We start from the raw sequence: 20,786 nt of genomic DNA, 5'->3' as shown, positions 1-20,786 counted from the left end.
ATGGTGCGGTCGAGAGGACTTGAACCTCCACGGTGTTAACCACCACTAGGCCCTCAACCTAGCGCGTCTACCGATTCCGCCACGACCGCAGCGTATGAAATTAAAATGGTGAGTCATGCAGGGCTCGAACCTGCGACCCTCTGATTAAAAGTCAGATGCTCTACCAACTGAGCTAATGACTCAAATAAAAGCTGGGCTGGAAGGGATCGAACCTTCGCATGTCGGAATCAAAATCCGATGCCTTACCACTTGGCTACAGCCCAACGTAAATGGCGGTCTTGACGGGATTCGAACCCGCGATCTCCTGCGTGACAGGCAGGCATGTTAACCCCTACACCACAAGACCAGATTACGTTTTTATTTGAAATGGTGGAGGATGACGGGATCGAACCGCCGACCCCCTGCTTGTAAGGCAGGTGCTCTCCCAGCTGAGCTAATCCTCCATATATGGTGACCCGTACGGGATTCGAACCCGTGTTACCGCCGTGAAAGGGCGGTGTCTTAACCGCTTGACCAACGGGCCAGTGTATGTGTCTTCTAAGTAATTTTAAGTGGCGGAGACGGAGGGATTCGAACCCTCGCACCGGTTTCCCAGCCTACTCCCTTAGCAGGGGAGCCCCTTATAGCCTCTTGGGTACGTCTCCAAAATAAAATGGCTCCGCAAGTAGGATTTGAACCTACGACCTACCGGTTAACAGCCGGTTGCTCTACCACTGAGCTATTGCGGAACGTTGCTTGAAATTATCGAAGTAACGATTTATATTGTAACCGCAAACCAGAAACCTGTCAATCACTTTCTTAGAAAAACTTTTATTTCGCATGCCGTCTCTCGGCGACTTCTATAAGATATCACGGTACAAAAAGACCGTCAACACTTTTTCTAAAAAAAATCAGGTAAAATGAAAAACATTTTACCTGATTCGAGTTTCTTCTTAATTAACTGTTCGGTTCAAGCATCGTCAAACTAATTCGTCCCCGGTTGACATCGACCTGTTCGATCCATACCGTAACGATATCACCGACCGCCACGACATCTAACGGATGCTTCACGTAGCGATTCGATAATTTCGAAATATGGACGAGCCCATCCTGTTTTACACCAATATCCACGAACGCACCAAAATCAATGACGTTTCGAACAGTGCCTTGGAATTCCATTCCAACTTGAAGGTCTTCAAGACTCATGACGTCCGTGCGCAGTAACGGCTTTTGAATATCTTCCCGTGGGTCACGTCCTGGTTTCGCTAACGACTTCAAGATATCCTCAACGGTTGGAAGTCCCGCATCTAATCGCTCACTCAATACATTCGCATCAACTTGTTGTAACCGTTCACGCAATGCAGCTGTTCCGACCTCAGCTTTCGAGGATCCGATTTCTTTTAAGATTGATAGTGCGAGAGAATAACTTTCCGGGTGAATCTCCGTCTGGTCGAGAACATCCTTCCCATTCATGATTCGCAAGAATCCAGCCGCTTGTTCGAACGCCTTCGCCCCAAGTCTTGGCACTTTCTTAATTTCCTTTCTCGTTTCAAAGCGTCCATTTTCTTCACGATACGCCACAATATTTTTGGCAGTCGTTTTGTTCAGTCCCGATACGTAAGTCAATAAAGACTCCGAGGCACGGTTCACATCGATTCCGACCATGTTAACCACGCTCTCCACGACGAATTCTAAAGATGCCTTCAGTTTATTCTGACTCACATCATGCTGATATTGCCCGACACCGACCGACTGTGGGTCGACTTTGACGAGTTCCGCCATCGCATCCTGGATTCGGCGTGCGATCGAGACAGCTGACCGTTCCTCTACTTTTAAGTCCGGAAATTCACTACGTGCCACTTCCGATGCAGAATAGACACTCGCTCCCGCTTCGTTCACAATCGCGTAAGCAATTTCACGCTCTGCTTTCTTTAACCAATCCGCAACGAATTGTTCGGTCTCCCTTGATGCCGTACCGTTTCCGACAACAATAACGGAGATTGGATATTTCTTAGCGAGTCTCGTTAGTACTTTTTCAGCGCCAGCGATATCGTGCTTCGGTGCCGTCGGATAGAAGACACCAACCTCTTCGACTTTTCCGATTTCATTGACGACCGCCCATTTGCATCCTGTCCGATATGCCGGGTCGATCCCCAAGACGACGACCTCGCGAAGAGGCGGTTGCATGTAGAGTTGCTTTAAGTTTTTCGAGAATACATCGATCGCCTGCTCCTCTGCCTTATCGGTTAACTCGCTACGAATCTCTCGTTCAATGGCTGGGAAGACAGATTTTTTATAAGCCTCCGTCACAGCCGCCTCTACAACTTCACGCTTCTCTTTCGGAAGTCGCTCATATGTACGAAGGACTTGATCCATGAAGCGTGCCTCGTCAAAAATGACTTTCACTTGAAGGACATCAGTGCGCTCCCCACGGTTCAAGGCGAGTACGCGGTGTGGTACGATTCCTGCGATTTTCTCTTCGTATTCATAGTACTGCGCAAAAATCTCTTTTTCGTCTTCCGCTTGTTTTTTCTTCTTCGAACGCAACAACCCTTCTTTGCGAACGCGGTCACGAAGCATCTGCCTTAATTTTGCTTCTTCTCCCCACTCTTCCCCGATGATGGCCTGTACGAGCGGAAGGGCTTCTTCTAGCGCTACATCCCTCGAGAGCTCTTCAACCATATCTGTTGAGTAAGGCGACTTGTCTCGGAACCAGTCCGCAAGCGGCTGCAATCCTTTCTCACGTCCCTGTTCCGCTTTCGTCCGCCGTTTCGGACGATAGGGTAAGTAGATGTCTTCTACTTGTTGAAGGGTTGTCGCCGCCTCTAGCGCCTTCGTTAGTTCAGGTGTGTTCTTTTCCAGCTCTTCTAACTTAGCAAGAACATCCGTTTTCCGCTTTTGAAGACTTTCTTCATATTGAAGGGCGTCCAAGATTGCTTTGATTTCGACTTCATCTAAGTTCCCCGTCATTTCCTTGCGGTAACGGGCCATGAACGGAATCGTCGCCCCTTCAGATGCGAGCTGTTGAACCGTCTCTACTTGGTTCACTTTCAAGTTTAACGTCTTAGCCACTTTCGTAATCACTTGAATCACTTCCTTTTATGATCTCTTCCAAAGTGTAGCAAACATTCAAACAAAAAAGCGATGACTCGATTAGTCATCGCTTGAGAATACTTCATTGAGTGGGACTTTGATGGCTTCACGCAGCTTTTCGAGTGCTCGCCGTTGCAAACGGGAGACATGCATCTGCGAGATTCCAAGAAGTTCTCCAGTCTCTTTTTGACTCATATTCTTATAGTAGGCGCATTCTAAGATGGCGCGTTCCCGTTCATTTAGGACGTTGAACGCTTTCTCTAGAATGAGACGTTGGTCGACCGATTCATATCCGCGCTCTTGGCTACCGACCAAGTCGAGTAACGTGACCGTACTGCCTTCGTTATCCGCCTCAATTGAACTATCGACCGATAGCGCTTGATAACTCTTGCCCATCTCAAGCGTTTCAAGAATTTCTTCGTCTGATACGCCAAGATGATCGGCAATCTCATCGATTCGCGGCGAACGTTGCAATTCAGTCGTCAACTCTTCGACCGTCTTCTTAATTTTCGGTCCGAGCTCCTTGATCCGACGCGGAACATGGACACTCCATGTTTTATCGCGGATGAATCGCTTGATTTCACCGATGATGGTTGGGACGGCAAACGATTCGAAGCTACGACCGAATTCTGGGTCAAATCGACGAAGTGCCGCCAATAACCCAATCATCCCAACTTGCACGAGATCATCGTGAATCGCTCGTCCACGCGAAAATTTACGGGCGAGTGCTTCGACGAGGTCCGAATAGCGATTGATGAGTAGCATTTGCACTTCTTCGTTTTGATCGTCTTGTTGGTAGCGTTCAATCCACTCTAGTACCTCGTCATCACTGTGATGGCGTTGTTGAGATTTTGCTGGCACTCTGATCCACCTCGTCCCTGTTAAGGAGTTTTGTCATCGTCACTTTGACACCGTTGTCTTTATTGATCGAGACATCGTCCATTAACGCTTCGATAAGGAAGAGACCAAGTCCTCCTTCGTGGAGCGATTCAATTTCTGTCGTCTCTTCGACCGGAGCCGCTTGACGCTTCACATCATCTGCGAACGTCTTGCCTGAATCTTCAATCGTGATTTCAAGACGATCTGCATATACGCCACAAGCGAGTTTGACCTCTCCATCTTGATGCTCTTCATATGCATGCTGGACTGCGTTGCCGCATGCTTCCGAGACCGCGATTTTAATATCTTCGATCTCGTCGTACGTATATCCCATACGGTTAGCGATTCCTGAAACGACTAATCGAACCACACCGACATATTCTGGTTTGGCCGGGAACGTCATGACCGTCTGTTCAACATTGTTCATTGCGTGCCACCTCTTACGTTCGAATTAATTGAAAGAAGTTTGTGGAGACCCGTCAATTCGAACAAACGATTGACTCGCTCCGTGACCCCGACAAGTGACAACTCTTTTTCGTTACGCGTGGCAATTTTCAATGCGCCGACGAACACACCGAGACCTGTCGAATCCATATACTCCACTTCGTCTAAATGAACGACCACATCTTGTTCACTGATAGCCGGATGCAATACTTCTTTCAATTTTGGTGCAGTATATGTATCCACTTCTCCGGATACGTAAAGGTGTAATTGTTCTCCAATGACTTGCTCACGAATCGATAAATCCATCGTCTATTCCCTCCTAAATGTCCGTACAGATAAATTGAGTACGATTTACTTTAATTCCCCACTATCAAAATCTTAAACCACTTTTTTAAAAAATGTTTAAAAAAAGACCGATACCTATGTACCAGTCTTGATCTATGTAAGGCTAGAGAGGGATCAATCCCATACTAATCTCTAGCGCTCGGTCAACTTTATGCATCGTCTCATCATCGAGATGAGTGACTTTATCCGTCAGACGACGCTTATCAATCGTTCGAATCTGCTCAAGTAAAATCACAGAGTCTCTCTCGAGTCCATGCTTCTCTTGATATACTTCCACATGAGTCGGCAGTTTTGCTTTCTGAATCTGAGCTGTAATCGCAGCGACAATGACGGTCGGGCTAAAGCGATTGCCGATGTCGTTCTGTACGATGAGAACGGGTCGAACGCCACCTTGCTCTGAGCCGACTACGGGCGACAGATTCGCATAAAATACGTCACCACGCTTTACGATCACTCTGCTCACACCCCACTTACTTGACGTAAGAGAGCGTGTTCGGCTTCGGCTTCAATCGTTAGCATCTCTTCTGCCATATTCAAGTTAAACGCGGCCATCTCTTGATAGCCTTTCGCCAATTCTTCACGCAGTGTTTGTTGTCGATCAGCAATTTCTTTAGACAAGTATGTCACTACATCGTTCAAGGACAGTGTTTCACGGTCTTTCATCGAAATCGGACCCCCTTGTTGCGAGAACCGATCTGGGACGGACGCTAGCGCACCCGCAGTTCGCTGCTTCAACATCTTACACCTCCAGAATCGTTTCATGGACTGGCGGAAAATCTCCCGCGTTCTTTATCAATATAACACGCGGGAATGGGAAAATATAGAGAAATCGAGAAAGAATTCAGATAATTTCACACGATTTGTGATTCACACATAGTGACGCGGTAATCGACTCGTGAACTGGCAAACGATCTCATAGTTAATCGTCCCTAGATATGACGCAAGTTCATTAATGGCGACGTTTCCACCGACAAGTGTCACATCCATACCGACCGGAAACTCTTTTGGAAGTCGGATCATGAAGCGATCCATGCAGACACGTCCCACAATCGGACAACGAACACCATTTACTTCAACTTCAAATCCGCTCGCCTTTCGTAACCAGCCGTCCGCATATCCGACTGGGACGGTACCAATCCATTCATCGGTCGATGTCGTATAGGTCGCTCCGTAACTGATCGTTTGACCTGCCTCGAGACGCTTCACCTGCATCAGCTGGCTCTTCAACGTAAAGGCCGGGCGGAGGAACGAATAGAATGTTTCCATCTCATGTGACGGATATAAACCATAGATTGCAATCCCGACACGGACCAGATTATAAGGAACATCTTGTCCTGCCATTCGGATGGCCCCTGCTGAATTGGACGTATGAATATAGCGGAACCGCTCATGTAGCCCATCCATCAAGCGTTCGAAACGTTCTTGTTGTGTGTAGTACAAGTCGCTCTCAAGTTCATCCGCTGTCGCAAAATGGGTGTAGATGCCTTCAATGACAAATGAATCGTTCGCTTCTTCAAGCAACGCATCAAGCTGCTCTCGCGTACGAAGACCAAGACGTCCCATTCCTGTGTCGACTTTAATATGAACCGTCAACGGTTTTTCTTCTATATAAGCAGCAGCTTCTTTTAACCATTCGGCAGAAAAAACGGACAACGTGACGTCTCGTTCTGCTGCAATCCCTGCATATTGGGGAAATTGCGCCTCCATGACTAAAATCGGTGCCTCGATCCCTGCATCCCGAAGTTCGATTGCTTCTTCTAATAAAGCGACCCCAAGCATCGTCGCCCCGTTCTGAAGGGCGATATTCGCTACTTCAACAGCCCCATGACCGTAGGCATTCGCTTTGACGACCGCCATGATGTCTTGCGGGATACGTTGTGTTAACTCTTGTATGTTATGGGCGATGGCCGCCCGATCAATCTCGATTCGACTAGGACGAAACATGTTGCCCCTCCTCTTCTAAGATGACTTGTGCGACGGCATATGCACTGCTATGACTGATGCTGACATGAATTCGTCCCGAAAACGGCGCAGTCATGATAGGTCGACCTGTCTCATCCGGTAAAATTTCAATGTGGCGCCACGATAGACCGTGCGCGATTCCGGTGCCGATTGCCTTGGCATAAGCTTCTTTTGCGGCAAACCGACCCGAAACAAACTCGATTTGACGCGGCAGTGGGTATTGTTGAATAAGTTCATACTCTGCATCGGTGAGCAGGCGCTTTAAAAAACGCGGTTGTTTCATCGAGCGAGCCATCCGATCAAGCTCGACGATATCGACTCCGATTCCTACAATCACAGGACACTCGCTCCTTTCCTTTTTTCCCCGTTTCCCTATACAATTGGAGAAAGAGGTGATGTTATGTTTAGTCGTACGGAAAATGTACAAACGTTTGTACGGGCATATCCACTCGTAACGCTGTTCATTGTAATCCAACTCCTTGTGTTTGTCATCGATTCTTTCGCTCCTGGTTTACGAATCGTGTCAACAGGAGGGTCGTTTCATTTGGCACTCGCCGACGGACAATGGTATCGCTTAGTGACGGCCAACTTTATTCATTTAAGTCTCGGCCACTTGCTATTTAATTCGTTTGCGCTGATCATCTTCGGACCAGCGATGGAACGTATGGTCGGGCATGTGAAGTTTGCTCTATTTTATGTATTCGCCGGGGCACTTGCCAACTTGTTCACCTACTTCACCGTCAGTAACTTGTTTTATCTACAAGCTGGTGCGTCAGGTGCCATCTTGGCCATTCTCGGATTCTATGTGTTCATTGGTCGTTTCCGCCGCACGTTGATGCTTAGCCAAGATGCCCGCTTGGTCTATATCTTCGTCGCCATCAGTGCCGTCTTTACACTCATCGGTTCGAACGTTTCGCTTTGGGGTCACGTGTATGGCTTCTTGGCAGGATTTTTACTTGCCATTCCACTCTCACGGTATGCCGTCCCGTATACACGCCCGATGCGCTACGGGAAGTATAAGCAACGTTCGTACGCGCCCCCAATTATTCATTCCGGGGACGGAAAATGGTTCTTCTACATCATCATCGGACTGGCAGTTTTCGGTTTATTGGCACAGTTCCTATAACAAAAGGGTGACACACGGCGTGTCACCCTTTGTCGTTACGTCAATAATGTCAGCATCAAAGCCTTCTGTGCGTGTAAGCGATTCTCGGCTTGATTGAACACCCATGACTGTGGTCCATCAATCACATCAGCCGTCACTTCTTCCCCGCGATGCGCCGGTAAACAATGAAGGAAAATCGCATCTGTTTTCGCAAGTGCCATCAAGTGACCGTTCACTTGGAATCCTTCGAATTTCAACAGTCGTTCATCGGCTTCCTGTTCTTGTCCCATACTCGCAAAGACGTCCGTGTAGACAACATCCGCCTCGTTCACAGCAAGCGTCGGGTCATCAAACAACGTAATACTGCCTCCAGTCATCTGAGCCAACTTCTGTGCATTCTCATAAATCGCTTGATCGACAGTGTATCCGCTCGGCGAAGCGATGCGGATATGCATCCCACTCAGCGCACCGCCGATCATGAGCGAGTGGGCCATATTGTTCCCATCTCCGATATACGTCAACACTCTTCCCGAACGACTGCCGAATTGTTCTTCAATCGTCAACAAATCTGCGAGCACTTGGCATGGGTGATGCAAGTCTGTCAATCCGTTCATAATCGGAATCGATCCGTGTTGCGCCAACGTCTCGACTGTTTCATGGGCAAACGTCCGAATCATCAATGCGTCCACATACCGACTCATCACTTGAATCGTGTCCGTCAACGGTTCCCCGCGTCCAATTTGCAAATCTTGACCACTGAGGAAGAGCGGGTATCCGCCTAGTTCGACGACACCCACTTCAAATGACATGCGCGTACGCGTCGATGCCTTCTCAAACAATAACGCAACTTTCTTACCTGTCAGTGCGGTCGCAAAAGATTGAGGCGACTGTTTGACGTCGCGTGCCAACTGAAGCAACGCATCGAGCGTCCCCGGTGTCAGTTCTTCCATCGTCAAAAAGTGTTGCATCGTCTTTACTGTCATTTAGCTACTTCCTCTCTCATTCGAATGGACTGTAAGGATTGAACCGGATTGTCGGTCATTGACTGACTCATTTGATAATACTGAGCCAACTGTCGTGACGAGATGATATGCACACCATTTCGGACGGCGATTTCACGTGCTTCCCGCTCGTCGGTCGCGTCCGAGAATAGTATGGCGACTTGTTGGAAATCCGTGACGTTTGCAAGTAGTGTATCCCCGAACTGTTCAAACCCTTTCCCACATGCACTCTGCGGACGGTTCATCACCCGTGTCGTTAACGCATCATACGTAAACCGTTCTGGCACATACGGGTGTGAACTGAACTGGAGTGTCTCACCTGTCGAACGCATCACTGGACCAGTCATCGGGTCGACGCCCGGCAATTTGACGTTCGAGAAAATCGGTGTCTTCACCGCATAGTTCGTCAATGTGCAAGGACTTGTCGGAACGTGATCGGCTAACGGCAAGCCGTAAGCCGCATATGTCGCCCATTCGATTAACGGTTCGCCCGTCACTTTGCTTACAATTGGTACGGTCCGAGATGCACGCGGATTGATTTCAAGGACATAGATTGTTTCTTCCTTCAACACAAACTGAATGTTCAAGGCTCCCTTATAATCGAGCGCCCGTCCGATTCGTTTGGCGATCGATTCGACTTTCCCTTGAATCGATTCACTCGTCTCGACAGGCGGCAAGACCATCGTCGAGTCTCCCGAATGGACACCCGCCGCTTCGATTTGTTCCAGGATGACTGGCACATACACCGTTTCCCCGTCTGTCACACAATCCACTTCGAGCTCACGTCCCGCTACATATTGATCGACAAGGATTGGATAGACAAGATTCGGTAACGCATCTGCTAACTGTTCCTCCGAACGAATGAGCAGCATCCCTTTTCCGCCGATCACATAAGACGGACGAAGGATGCATGGATAGCCAAGTTGTTGCACCGCCTCATTCAATTCTATTTGGGAAGACACCTCTTCTCCCGGGATGTGTTCGACTTCAATCGAATCCAGGAACTGATAGAAACGTTCCCGATCTTCCATTTGATCGATGGTTTGTGCGGAGGCGCCGAGTAGATGATACCCCGCCGCTTCTAATTCATGAGCGAGTGCGATCCCCATCTGTCCTCCAAACTGAATCAACACATCGTGACATCCTTCCGCTTCTAACACATGCATGACATCCTCACTCGTCAATGGTTCCACATATAGTTTGTCCGCAATCGAGAAGTCGGTCGATACGGTTTCCGGGTTGTTGTTGATCATAATCGTTTCCACACCGAGCTTTTGAAGCGCCCATACCGCGTGAACTGAACTGTAGTCGAACTCAATTCCTTGCCCGATTCGAATCGGTCCTGCACCGATGATGGCAACTTTCGTCTTGTCACTCGGTTTTACTTCAGTCGTCCCGTGCCATGAGCCATAGAAATATGGCGTCTGGCTTTCAAATTCGGCCGCACACGTGTCAACCATTTGGTATATCGGGTGAATTGAAGCCGCTTCCCGGAGCGTCTTGACGTCTGCGACGTGTACATTCATAATCTCGGCAATCTGTGTGTCCGTGAATCCGAGTCGCTTCGCCTGTAACAGTTGGCTCGGTTCCATCAAATCTTGCTTCGTCATCTGGATGATTCGTTTCAACATCTGAATGAAATGTGGTGTGATGCCCGTGATTTGCTGTAACGCGTCGCCAGACATGAGTTCACGGTCGAGTAAAGCAAGACAAGCATGCAGACGACGATCGGTCGGTGCCTCGACTTCGTTCATCAATCCTTCGACGGTAGCGTCCTGCATCCATTTTGGATAAAGCGGTGCCTGTTCAATCCCGGCGCCACGCCATGCTTTCTGCAATGCCTCTTCTAACGTTTTCCCCATTGCCATACTCTCTCCGGTCGCTTTCATTTGTGGACCGAGCGCGCGGTCTGTCTCGGCGAACAAATCGAATGGGAAGCAGGGCACTTTCGCCGTAACGTAATCGAGTGCCGGTTCAAAACTTGCCATTGTGTTTGTTGTGACCGGATTGATGCAACGGTCTAACGGTTCCCCAAGAGCGAGACGTGTTGCAATCTTCGCAATCGGATATCCGGTCGCTTTTGACGCGAGCGCTGAGCTCCGCGAGACACGAGGATTCACTTCGATCACGTAGTACTCTGACTTCGTCGGATGAACGGCGAACTGAATGTTACAGCCACCAATCACACCTAATTCGGATACGATTCGAAACGAAGCACTCCGCAACGTTTGATGCATCTGATCCGATAGCGTTTGTGCCGGTGCGAATACGACGGAGTCCCCCGTATGCACACCGACCGGGTCAATGTTTTCCATGTTGCAGACGATGATGCACGTTCCGAACGCATCGCGCATCACTTCATACTCAAACTCTTTATAGCCGGCGATGCTCTTCTCGACTAAACATTGTGAGATCGGACTCGCTTCAAGACCACGACGCGCCATCGTATATGCTTCTTCTTCCGTCGTCGCGATACCACCGCCTGTTCCACCGAGCGTGAAAGCTGGGCGAACAATAAGCGGAACACCCGTCATCTCGATGAAAGCTGCCAGTTCTTCAATCGATTCAATCGTCGTCGACGTCGGAATCGGTTCATGTAACAGCTCCATCTTTTGTTTGAATCGCTCACGGTCTTCTCCGTCACGAATGGTGTCGAGTGACGTCCCGAGTAGTTCGACTTCATATTGCGCCAATACTCCGGCTTCCTCGAGATCGAGCGCCAAGTTCAATGCCGTCTGTCCACCGACTGTCGCGAGCACATGAGTCGGACGTTCTTTCTCGATGATTGCGGTCGCTTTTTGTACGGTCATCGCTTCGATATATGTCGCATCTGCCATCCCAGGGTCCGTCATGATCGTCGCAGGATTGGAGTTCAATAAGACAACTTCACAACCGGCTTCACGAAGCGCTTGGCACGCTTGCGTTCCGGAATAATCAAACTCTGCGGCCTGCCCGATCACGATCGGTCCCGAACCAATGACGAGTACTTTTTTATGCATACACGTTCACTCCTTGCTGAATCATTTCATCGAAACGGTCGAATACGGATTGCGCATCGGTTGGTCCCGGACTCGCTTCTGGATGGAACTGCGTCGTAAAAAGGCGCCCATTCGGATGAACGAGCCCTTCAACCGAATGATCATTCACGTTCTCATAGAGCAGTTCGAGCGGGCTTTGTTCGATACTCATACGCTCGACCACATAGCCGTGGTTTTGTGACGTCATCCACACTTCGTTCGTCTTAACGTTTCGAACCGGATGATTCGAGCCCCGATGACCATATGTTTGTTTCTCAATTTTGCAACCGAACGCAAGGGCGAGTAGCTGATGCCCCATGCAAATCCCGAGTGTCGGATACGATAATGCCAATTCGCGAATGACTTCAATCCGTCCAAGATGGTCTCGCGGGTCCCCAGGGCCATTCGATACTAAAATCGCATCTGGTCGTAACGACGTAATGACATCTTTCGCCGTATCATATGGAACAGTCGTCACGCGATAACCACGCTTCACGATTTCTCCAACCATTGATACCTTCACTCCGAAGTCGAGACAGACGACATGTCCTTTCTCACCATTGCCTTCTAGAACCTGAGAAGTCGTCGTGACACGCTCTGTCAGATGATTGACAGGTTGAGTATCGATGTTCATATCTAGGTTTGATGACATGACTCCGAATTGATCCCCTTCTTCGCGTAACACATGGACGAGGGCACGTACATCGACTTGTGAAAGTACCGGAATCCCTTCCTTTTCAAACCACTCCTTCAATGCAGGGCGATCCCCGTGGTCTGCCAGAGTCTGAACGAGGACGCCAGCCGCTTGAATGCGAGCACTTTCGTTCCCTTCTGATTCCAGTCCATATTGTCCGATCAGCGGGTAAGTGAACGCGATGATTTGTCCTGTGTATGACGGATCGGTCAACACTTCTTGATAGCCCGTCATCCCGGTGAAGAACACGACTTCGCCACTTGCGTGTCGTGCACTCGTCTCCCAAGTTCCTGTAAATTGCATCCCGTTCAATAGGCTGATGCTTCCGTTCATACGACGCCCTCCTTCTGTAAAATGTGTTCAAGTTTCGTCAATGCCTCGTCGATTTCGGATTTCGTGACTAGGAGTGAGGGGAGGAAACGAATGACCTGGGGACCCGCCATCACGACCAATAACCCTGCCTCTGCCAATTGCGTGACCCACTCGGCTACCGGCTCTGTCGAAACCAGTCCAATCATCAATCCAAGTCCTCTCACTTCTACGAAGCGTTCTCCGTCCACGAATCGGGTGAGTCCTTCCTTCAAGTAATCCCCCATGTCTTTGACATGTTGAAGGGACGTTTGTGTGAAGAGAACATCTAGCGTCGCTTCTGCCGCTGCCATCGCCAACGGATTTCCACCGAAAGTCGAACCGTGACTCCCGGGTCCAAAGATCGCCGTCGCTTCTTCGGTCGTCAACATCGCCCCGACCGGGATCCCACTCCCTAACCCTTTCGCCAACGTGACAATATGAGGTTGAAGCGGTGTTTGTTCGAAGGCGAAACGTGTTCCGGTACGAGCGATGCCAGTCTGCACTTCATCGACGACGATTTTCACGTCATACTTATCTGTCATTTCTTGCAATGCCTGTAACCACGATTGATCCGCCACGACGACACCACCTTCGCCCTGCACGATCTCGAGCCAAACAGCGGAAGTTTCTTCATCGATTAAGTCTAGTGCATGCATATCGTTGAATGGCGCATGAATGAAATCGTCCACCATCGGTCCAAATCCTTGTTTCACTTTATCTTGCCCAGTCGCCCCGAGCATCGCGAACGTGCGTCCATGGAACGACTGAGTGAAGGTGATGATTTTCGTCTTCTTCGTCCACTTGCGTACCAACTTGAAGGCCGCCTCATTCGCTTCTGTTCCGCTGTTACAAAAGAAGGCTTGCGTGAGATGTGTTCCTTCCATCAATTTCTCTGCAACCTGCTGCTGACCGGATATCACATATAAGTTTGATGTATGCCACACCTGATTCAATTGCTCTTCAATCTTTTGCTGCACGTATGGATGACGATGTCCTGTCCCACACACGGCAATCCCCATCACAAAGTCTAAGTACGTGTTTCCTGATACATCCGTCACGTACGATCCGCTCGCTTTCGCGATCTCAATCGTTCGTGGTCCGTATGTCGGTAAAAGCGAATTCATAGTTCCCCTCCCATAATCTTGTCCCTTCCAGTGTTGCGTCACTGCCATCTCGGATACGGGCACTTTTGACCCCACCTGCCACTGCTGCTAGTAATGCCTCTACTTTCGGTACCATCCCGCCATAGATTTCTCCATTCGCCATCGCTTCTTGCACGTCACGCTCATGTAGCATTGGTTGGAATTCACCATGAATACGAATGCCATTTACATCTGTCAGAAGTTCGAATTCGTCCGCTTGTAACGAAACAGCAAGTGCCACCGCACAATCATCGCCGTTACAGTTCAGCGGTCCGTCCGCGCTCGCAATCACCGATGTCACGACCGGCACATGACCAGAATCCATTAATTGTTCGAATACGTCATTTCGAATCGCTACCACCTCACCAACTTTCCCGAGACCGGTGAGTCGGTGACCAACAATCGCATTCCCGTCGACACCTGATAAGCCAAACGCATCGATGTCATGTTGTGTCAGCGTCGACACGACATCTGTCTGCATTTCCCCGGCCAATACTCGCCAAGCCCCAATCAATACTTCGTCTGTCGTCACGCGACGTCCGTCTAAAAAGAACGGTTCAATCTGTTGAGACGTGCAGTACGCCGATAGTTTTGGTCCACCCCCGTGAACGATGAGCAGTTCATTCCCCGCTTCAATCCAGTCACGCCACTCCTCAAAGTACTCAGGTGCAATCGAGTCCCAAACGCTACCGCCCAGTTTGATGACTTTCCGCTTCTTCATGTCCGATAACTCGCATTGATTTTGACGTAGTCATATGTCAAGTCACACCCGTATGCCTGACCGTTTCCTTCCCCGTCATTCAAGTCGACCGTGATGGTGACGACATCCCGACTCATCTCTTCTGTCGCATACGTCTCATCGAACCAGACAGGGGTACTGTTCTGAAGGACGAGTTGACTACCGATGTGAAGATCGATTGCTCCGACGTTCACCGGGAACGGAACGGCACCGATGGCGGCAATCACTCTTCCCCAGTTGGCATCTTGACCGTACACCGCTGTCTTCACGAGGGAAGATCCGACGATTTGCTTAGCGATTGTTCGAGCCTCTTGGTCGGATATGGCTCCACTGACATTGACTTCAATGAGTTTTGTCGCACCTTCCCCATCTTTCGCAATCGCTTTGGCAAGGTCTAGACACACCTCTGTCAACGCCTGTTGGAACGCCTCATGCGCTGAAGTCCCCTCTTTGATTTCCTCCATTTCGAGTGCTCCGCTCGCCATGACGAGTACCATATCGTTCGTCGAACTATCCCCGTCTACCGTAATGTTGTTGAACGAGGCGTCGACACTTTTCTTTAACGTTTGTTGCAAAAGCTCTGGTGAGATGACGGCATCCGTCGTGACGAATCCGAGCATCGTCGCCATGTTTGGATGAATCATCCCCGATCCTTTGGCGACCCCCGCGATGGTCACGGTCACTTCTCCCTCTTCGTACTGGACGCTCGTCTGTTTCGTCCCGGTATCAGTCGTCAAAATGGCTTCAGCGAAAGCTTGTCCACCTTCCCACGCGTCTGTCGGTTGCAGATGACCGATTCCATTAACGAGTGGTGTCATCGGAAGCGGCTGACCGATGACACCTGTTGAAGCGACCGCCACCTCTTCCGGCTTCACTCCTAGTTGTGTCGCTGTCACGTCACGCATCGTATAGGCGTCTGTCAATCCTTGTTCTCCTGTACACGCGTTCGCATTACCACTATTGATCAATACTGCCCGAAGGTACCCATTTGATTCGGCCAGTGATGCTTTCGTCACTTGAATCGGTGCCGCTTGAAAGTGATTTGTCGTATAGACCGCTGCCGCACTCGCTGGTCGTTCACAAACGAGTAACGCCAAGTCTTTACGTTTTCGCTTTAGTCCCGCATGGATGCCACACGCTTGAAATCCTTTCGGTGATACGATGCCCGGCTTTTTCGTCGCCATGATGTCGATCATGCTTCATCCTCCTAAATGTATTGTGGTTGACTCAACAGTCCGAGCGTTTCTTCGAATCCGAATCGAGCGTTCGCATTTTGCAGTGCTTGCCCGGCCGCCCCTTTTTGCATATTGTCGATGACCGACACGATGGTCAGTCGATTCGTCCGTTCTTCTTTGTACACCCAGAGATCGCAGTAATTCGAACCGACGACCGACTTGATTTCAGGTTCACCTTGCTGCACTCGGATGAATGGTTCGTGTTCATACGCGCTCTGCAGTCGGCGTACCCACTCATCTTCTGAAACGTCATCGTTCGGCTGAGCTGTGATCGTCGCCATGATACCTCGATTGATTGGCAATAAATGCGTCGACATCGAGACAGTTGTTTTCTTCTCACTCCATGTATTCAGCGTCTGCTCAATTTCAGGAATGTGCTGATGGGAGTGAATTTTATACAATTGCACGTTCTCATTCGATTTGGCGTGATGCGTCTTCTCACTCAATCCCTTGCCCGCACCTGTGATTCCTGAACAAGCAGAGACGATGATATGCAATGGATCAATCCAATCATTATGAACAAACGGTAACAAGGCGAGCGAGACGGCTGTCGCATAACAACCAGGATTTGAAATCCATTTCGCGGTCGAGAGCTTGTCTCGATTCCACTCGGTCAATCCGTAAACAGCCTCTGCTTGAATGATTTCGTTGACAGGTGGCTTCCCGTACCATGTTTCATACAAGTTGGACGGTAATCGCAAGTCCCCACTCAAATCGATGACCACCCCATCAAAAGATTCCAACTGTCGTATATAGTCAGCGGATACGCCACTTGGTGTCGCAAGGAACAACAAATCGATTCCTGCTAAGGCCTCCACTTGAAACGGTTCGAGTTTTTGTGCACCTGCTCGTAACCACGGATACAGTTCCGATAAGGTCATCCCGGCGCACGAATCGCTGATTGCTTTTTCTAAATGGATAGTCGGATGTTGTTCGATCAGCTTCAACAATTCCAACCCGGCATAACCTGTTACGCCGACGATGCTACACGTGATCATCTCTCTACCTCCTCTAAAGAATAAAATGATTGAACCATATGTATATTTATTCTGTCAATTGTATTTTTATTCATATGAAACAGCGAACTTTTATGATTGCTTGTGTAGTAAGGCTTTGGAGCATAAAAAAAGTCCGATGCATATGCACCGGACCTGTGATTAGATTTGATTTTTATGACGAGCCTCTTGAAGCGCATCGACTAAGTCTTTCACGTCTTCGACGAGGTTTTGAATTGTATCTTGGTTTTCTTCGTAGAGCGATTTCCATTCCATGACTCGGTCTTTCAAGTTGCCTTTCGATGACGCTTGAAGACCGACCGCGTGTGCTTCTGTCGATGTATTCGATGACTTCAACTTCGACTTCATGCCTTTCAATTGTCTCACTTGTTGATCGCGTGTTTCGCTATGGAGAAGTGATGCCGCTGCGCCGATTACTGCACCCGCAGCCATCCCCAACCAGAAATAATTCTTGTTCATAAAAATCCTCCCCTAACATGACGTTATCTTTTATTATAGATTATCTGACTCGGTGACGACATAGTGTTTTATGACAGGACCTGCACCTCGTTGTTCGACCGCCCGTTTCAGGCGATCTTCAAGCACCGCGTAGTCCGCTGTATCTCGGAAGTGTTTCCCACCAGATGTGAATTGGATGAATACAACCGCATGATTGTCGTCCGGGTCGACACCTAGACGGTACGCCGAAAATCCATCATGTCCAACTCCGAGCGGCGCCTTTTCCGTCAACAATTGATGAAACAGGAGCGAACGGGCATTTTCATCCGTCGGCACATTCGCATATAAAATATTTCCTTTTTTGACGAATTCGCCAGATGCCTCTTCAATCTCAAACACTTTTCCACTTTTGAACGGAGATTTTTCTCCTTCTGCAAGCAGAATCGTTTCATGTCCATTTGCCGCGACCACGCCCGGCTCTTTCCGGAGACGCTCGGCCACACTACCTGACGCGAAGGTCATATACAGTTTAGACAAGCTCCTCACACCCTTTCGCGAGTGTGATGTCTTTCTCCGTGATGCCCCCTTCGTCATGGGTCGATACGGTCAATGTTACGTTCCGATACTCAATCAAGATATTCGGATGATGATCGAGCGATTCAGCCAAATCCGCTACGAGATGGACGAACTGGATGGCTTCCGGGAACGTCTCAAGCCGATATGTCTTCTGAATCTCCCCGTTCACTTCTTCCCAACCGTTTAACCGTGACAGTTCATCTGTCAATTCACTTTGTGATAATACCATCGTCACAATCCCCTTTCCCTATACAGTCTACTGTCTTAATCTACCCAAACCGGAGAAAAATAATCTTCCGCGCATGATGTATAATGATTTAGAATGAGATGGACAGCCATCATTTTGATTACGAGAGAGGAGCATCTCCCATGCGCGCATTGATTGTTATAGATTATACATTTGATTTTATCGCAGACAGTGGTCGTTTGACTTGTGGGAAACCCGGGCAAGAGATTGAAGAACGGATTGTCGAGTTAATCAAAACGTTCTCGACCGAGGATTATGTCGTCATCGCGAACGATGTCCATGATGCAGGCGACACGTTCCATCCTGAAACGACGTTGTTCCCGCCTCACAATATTCGTGGGACGGAAGGTCGTGAATTGTATGGTGCAGTGAAAGAAGCATCCAAAACAGCCGACCATTGGATCGACAAGACACGGTACAGTGCGTTTGCCGGAACAGACCTTGACCTTCGTCTTCGGGAACGTGGGATTACAGAAGTTCATCTTGTCGGTGTCTGCACAGACATTTGTGTGCTCCATACAGCCGTAGATGCCTACAACCTCGGTTATCAAATCGTCGTCCACGCCGATGCCGTCCAAAGCTTCAACCCGGTCGGTCATGAATGGGCGCTCGAACATTTCGTCACGACTCTCGGTGCGACCGTCGTCGGAAAGTGACGTAAAACAGAAAGGAAAACATATGTTACATCGCAATTTAGCACTTCACACAGACCTTTATCTCCCACGCTGGATGTATATCTACTGGAAGCAAGGTCGCCATAACGAAAAAGTCGTCTTTGACCTCTATTACCGCTCGAACCCGTTCAGCGGTGGCTATGTCGTCTTCGCCGGACTCGAAAACATTGTCCACTACTTGGAGAACGTCTCGTTCACAGAAGAAGACATCGCCTATTTGAAAGAACAACTCGGCTTCGAAGACGAATTCGAAGATGTATTACGAAACTTTAAGTTCACTGGTTCACTATATAGTGTCCGTGAAGGAGAGGTCATCTTCCCACACGAGCAAGTCGTCCGAATCGAATCGACCATCTTTGAAGCAAAACTGTTCCAAACGGCGCTACTCAATATCGCGAACCACGAATCACTCATCGCGACGAAGTATGCCCGAATTCGTCAGGCCGCTCCGAACGAGACACTGCTCGAAGGTGGAGCACGTCGCGCACAAGGCGTTGATGCCGCCTATTACGGGACACGCGCCGCTTATATCGCCGGTTTCGACGTGACGAGCCTTGTTTCTGCCGGACGTGATTTCGACGTGCCGACAGGAGGGACGATGGAACATGCGGACATTCAGTTCCATGATGATGAATTGAGTGCATTCCGTTCGTTCGCAGAGATGTATCCAGACAACACAAGTCTCCTGATTGATACGTATGACACACTCAAATCCGGTCTTCCGAACGCGATCACGGTCGCAAAAGAACTCGAGGCGAAAGGACACCGCCTCAAGTCTGTACGACTCGATTCGGGTGACCTCGCTTATCTGTCAAAACGCGCTCGGAAAGCATTGAATGAAGCCGGTCTCGACTATGTCAAAATCGTCGTATCTGGTGATTTAGATGAATACGTCATTCAAGACTTACGCATGCAAGGTGCAGAAGCCGATACGTTCCTCGTCGGGACGCGTGGAATCACGGCTTACGAACAGCCAGCGCTCGGCATGGTATATAAATTGGTCGCTCGTGAGGGTGAATCCGGAGAATTAAAACCGGTCATCAAAGTGTCTTCTTCTAAAGTGAAGACAACGACCCCTCATAAAAAAGAGTTGTACCGCATTATCGACAAGGAGACGAAAAAGTTCAAAGGGGACTATATCGCCCTTGCCGACGAACCTGTCGAATCGTATAGCGAAATCGACTTGATTGACGTCCGCGACCCCGCCTTCAAAATCAAGACGCGCAACTTTAACGTCAAACGGTTGTTGCAACCGATTTTCCTCGATGGAAAACGTGTATACGACCTTCCAAGCACGACCGAGATTCGCGCTTACCATCATGAACAGATGAACGGGCTCTGGGAGGAGTATAAGCGCCTCCGTTTACCGGAAGTGTACTCGGTGACGTTCAGTAAACCACTATGGGATTTAAAACTCGATATGATTCGCAAAACGCGAGTACCGAAATAAAAAAAACGGTTGTGGGTACATTCCCACAACCGTTTGCTTATACCATCGTCATCTCGCCTGCTTGGCTTTGATCTTCTTTTCTCCGAAAGTAAAGCGCCATCGACAAAGAGAGCAATATCAAGACAAAATAGACGGTTCGTTGCCAAAACGTCGCTTCGGTGTCCCCTCGGAACAGTGCAATGATATAATCGCTCCCACTGACTAAAAATAGTCCGGCAAGCAAAAGAAAGATTCGATAGCCGGCCCGACTCCGCTCCCGTTTCACTTTGAAGAAAAGGACACCATAGTAGACGATCGCGAGAATCGTCACATACCCGATTACGCCAACAACCCAACTCATCTTGATGCCTCCCTCACTCTCTAATTTTCTGTTTCTTCCCCGTTATCTTAACACATTCT

General features: G+C 49.1%; 22 protein-coding genes and 8 tRNA genes. 3 read left to right on the top strand and 27 right to left on the bottom strand.

The window, feature by feature from the left end; genetic code table 11:
- Position 1 precedes the first annotated feature (1 nt).
- The 16 genes from KNP62_RS11855 to acpS all read right to left on the bottom strand — a co-directional run bounded on the left by KNP62_RS11855 (position 2) and on the right by acpS (position 7,039).
- Positions 2–89: transfer RNA gene (locus KNP62_RS11855), tRNA-Leu, on the bottom strand.
- 17 nt (positions 90–106) lie between these two features.
- A tRNA-Lys gene (locus tag KNP62_RS11850) sits at positions 107–182 on the bottom strand.
- Positions 183–191: 9 nt separating this feature from the next.
- Positions 192–263 (bottom strand) — tRNA-Gln (locus KNP62_RS11845).
- A gap of 7 nt (positions 264–270) precedes the next feature.
- Positions 271–346: transfer RNA gene (locus tag KNP62_RS11840), tRNA-Asp, on the bottom strand.
- Positions 347–367: 21 nt separating this feature from the next.
- Positions 368–443 (bottom strand) — tRNA-Val (locus tag KNP62_RS11835).
- 5 nt (positions 444–448) lie between these two features.
- Positions 449–523 (bottom strand) — tRNA-Glu (locus KNP62_RS11830).
- Positions 524–552: 29 nt separating this feature from the next.
- A tRNA-Ser gene (locus KNP62_RS11825) sits at positions 553–644 on the bottom strand.
- 9 nt (positions 645–653) lie between these two features.
- Positions 654–728: transfer RNA gene (locus tag KNP62_RS11820), tRNA-Asn, on the bottom strand.
- A gap of 208 nt (positions 729–936) precedes the next feature.
- Positions 937–3,063, bottom strand: a complete 2,127-nt coding sequence (locus tag KNP62_RS11815; protein ID WP_214785647.1) for a Tex family protein — start codon at positions 3,061–3,063, stop codon at positions 937–939.
- Positions 3,064–3,132: 69 nt separating this feature from the next.
- Positions 3,133–3,933 carry an RNA polymerase sigma factor SigB gene (sigB, locus tag KNP62_RS11810; RefSeq protein ID WP_015880560.1) on the bottom strand — a complete coding sequence of 267 codons (801 nt, stop codon included), beginning with the start codon at positions 3,931–3,933 and terminating at the stop codon, positions 3,133–3,135.
- Positions 3,899–4,378 carry an anti-sigma B factor RsbW gene (gene rsbW, locus KNP62_RS11805; RefSeq protein ID WP_214785646.1) on the bottom strand — a complete coding sequence of 160 codons (480 nt, stop codon included), beginning with the start codon at positions 4,376–4,378 and terminating at the stop codon, positions 3,899–3,901. Before rsbW ends, sigB begins: the two co-directional genes overlap by 35 nt.
- Entirely contained in the window at positions 4,375–4,701 is a 327-nt protein-coding gene (locus tag KNP62_RS11800) for an STAS domain-containing protein (protein WP_214696023.1), read from the bottom strand. The genes rsbW and KNP62_RS11800 overlap by 4 nt, the downstream gene beginning before the upstream one ends.
- 142 nt (positions 4,702–4,843) lie before the next feature.
- Positions 4,844–5,194: a type II toxin-antitoxin system PemK/MazF family toxin gene (locus KNP62_RS11795; protein WP_026824472.1), complete on the bottom strand. Its 351-nt coding sequence runs from the start codon at positions 5,192–5,194 to the stop codon at positions 4,844–4,846.
- Between the two features lie 5 nt (positions 5,195–5,199).
- Positions 5,200–5,478 carry a hypothetical protein gene (locus tag KNP62_RS11790; protein WP_026824473.1) on the bottom strand — a complete coding sequence of 93 codons (279 nt, stop codon included), beginning with the start codon at positions 5,476–5,478 and terminating at the stop codon, positions 5,200–5,202.
- A gap of 129 nt (positions 5,479–5,607) precedes the next feature.
- On the bottom strand, positions 5,608–6,684 hold the full coding sequence (gene alr, locus KNP62_RS11785) for an alanine racemase (protein WP_214785645.1): 1,077 nt from the start codon (positions 6,682–6,684) through the stop codon (positions 5,608–5,610).
- Positions 6,671–7,039 (bottom strand): holo-ACP synthase, encoded by a 369-nt coding sequence (gene acpS, locus KNP62_RS11780; RefSeq protein WP_214785644.1) that lies wholly within the window; start codon positions 7,037–7,039, stop codon positions 6,671–6,673. Before acpS ends, alr begins: the two co-directional genes overlap by 14 nt.
- Positions 7,040–7,102: 63 nt before the next feature.
- Here acpS and KNP62_RS11775 point away from each other — a divergent pair, with 63 nt between their 5' ends.
- Positions 7,103–7,828 carry a rhomboid family intramembrane serine protease gene (locus tag KNP62_RS11775; RefSeq protein ID WP_214785643.1) on the top strand — a complete coding sequence of 242 codons (726 nt, stop codon included), beginning with the start codon at positions 7,103–7,105 and terminating at the stop codon, positions 7,826–7,828.
- A gap of 35 nt (positions 7,829–7,863) precedes the next feature.
- Here the strand turns inward: KNP62_RS11775 and argF are convergent, their stop codons facing one another.
- The 10 genes from argF to KNP62_RS11725 all read right to left on the bottom strand — a co-directional run bounded on the left by argF (position 7,864) and on the right by KNP62_RS11725 (position 18,245).
- Positions 7,864–8,790 carry an ornithine carbamoyltransferase gene (gene argF / locus KNP62_RS11770; protein ID WP_214785642.1) on the bottom strand — a complete coding sequence of 309 codons (927 nt, stop codon included), beginning with the start codon at positions 8,788–8,790 and terminating at the stop codon, positions 7,864–7,866.
- Entirely contained in the window at positions 8,787–11,807 is a 3,021-nt protein-coding gene (carB, locus tag KNP62_RS11765; protein ID WP_214785641.1) for a carbamoyl-phosphate synthase (glutamine-hydrolyzing) large subunit, read from the bottom strand. The genes argF and carB overlap by 4 nt, the downstream gene beginning before the upstream one ends.
- Positions 11,800–12,852, bottom strand: a complete 1,053-nt coding sequence (locus KNP62_RS11760) for a carbamoyl phosphate synthase small subunit (protein ID WP_214785640.1) — start codon at positions 12,850–12,852, stop codon at positions 11,800–11,802. Before KNP62_RS11760 ends, carB begins: the two co-directional genes overlap by 8 nt.
- The gene (locus KNP62_RS11755) at positions 12,849–13,994 is read right to left on the bottom strand and encodes an acetylornithine transaminase (RefSeq protein ID WP_214785639.1); all 1,146 of its coding nucleotides are present in this window, start codon (positions 13,992–13,994) and stop codon (positions 12,849–12,851) included. The genes KNP62_RS11760 and KNP62_RS11755 overlap by 4 nt, the downstream gene beginning before the upstream one ends.
- Positions 13,954–14,733, bottom strand: a complete 780-nt coding sequence (gene argB, locus KNP62_RS11750; protein ID WP_214785638.1) for an acetylglutamate kinase — start codon at positions 14,731–14,733, stop codon at positions 13,954–13,956. Before argB ends, KNP62_RS11755 begins: the two co-directional genes overlap by 41 nt.
- Positions 14,730–15,947 carry a bifunctional glutamate N-acetyltransferase/amino-acid acetyltransferase ArgJ gene (argJ, locus tag KNP62_RS11745; RefSeq protein WP_214785637.1) on the bottom strand — a complete coding sequence of 406 codons (1,218 nt, stop codon included), beginning with the start codon at positions 15,945–15,947 and terminating at the stop codon, positions 14,730–14,732. Before argJ ends, argB begins: the two co-directional genes overlap by 4 nt.
- 11 nt (positions 15,948–15,958) lie before the next feature.
- The gene (argC, locus tag KNP62_RS11740; protein WP_214785636.1) at positions 15,959–16,984 is read right to left on the bottom strand and encodes an N-acetyl-gamma-glutamyl-phosphate reductase; all 1,026 of its coding nucleotides are present in this window, start codon (positions 16,982–16,984) and stop codon (positions 15,959–15,961) included.
- Positions 16,985–17,143: 159 nt separating this feature from the next.
- Complete coding sequence (locus KNP62_RS11735; protein ID WP_214696016.1) at positions 17,144–17,461, bottom strand: hypothetical protein; 318 nt, start codon at positions 17,459–17,461, stop codon at positions 17,144–17,146.
- A 33-nt stretch (positions 17,462–17,494) separates the two neighbouring features.
- The gene (locus tag KNP62_RS11730) at positions 17,495–17,977 is read right to left on the bottom strand and encodes a hypothetical protein (protein WP_251125687.1); all 483 of its coding nucleotides are present in this window, start codon (positions 17,975–17,977) and stop codon (positions 17,495–17,497) included.
- The gene (locus tag KNP62_RS11725) at positions 17,970–18,245 is read right to left on the bottom strand and encodes a 4a-hydroxytetrahydrobiopterin dehydratase (RefSeq protein WP_015880543.1); all 276 of its coding nucleotides are present in this window, start codon (positions 18,243–18,245) and stop codon (positions 17,970–17,972) included. The genes KNP62_RS11730 and KNP62_RS11725 overlap by 8 nt, the downstream gene beginning before the upstream one ends.
- 140 nt (positions 18,246–18,385) lie before the next feature.
- On the opposite strand from KNP62_RS11725, the gene KNP62_RS11720 reads away from it, so the two are divergent.
- Entirely contained in the window at positions 18,386–18,919 is a 534-nt protein-coding gene (locus KNP62_RS11720) for a cysteine hydrolase family protein (RefSeq protein ID WP_074034315.1), read from the top strand.
- 22 nt (positions 18,920–18,941) lie between these two features.
- A complete protein-coding gene (locus tag KNP62_RS11715) occupies positions 18,942–20,387 on the top strand; it encodes a nicotinate phosphoribosyltransferase (protein ID WP_214785635.1) in 1,446 nt (481 codons plus the stop codon).
- A gap of 37 nt (positions 20,388–20,424) precedes the next feature.
- Here the strand turns inward: KNP62_RS11715 and KNP62_RS11710 are convergent, their stop codons facing one another.
- Positions 20,425–20,727, bottom strand: coding sequence for a 7TM diverse intracellular signaling domain-containing protein (locus KNP62_RS11710; RefSeq protein WP_214785634.1), 303 nt, complete (start codon positions 20,725–20,727; stop codon positions 20,425–20,427).
- Between the last annotated feature and the right edge of the window lie 59 nt (positions 20,728–20,786).

The organism is Exiguobacterium sp. s183, from assembly GCF_018617655.1.
Taxonomy (GTDB): Bacteria; Bacillota; Bacilli; order Exiguobacteriales; family Exiguobacteriaceae; genus Exiguobacterium; species Exiguobacterium aestuarii_A.
Note: the sequence above shows the minus strand (reverse complement) of the source record. Positions and strands in the feature narration are given on the sequence as shown.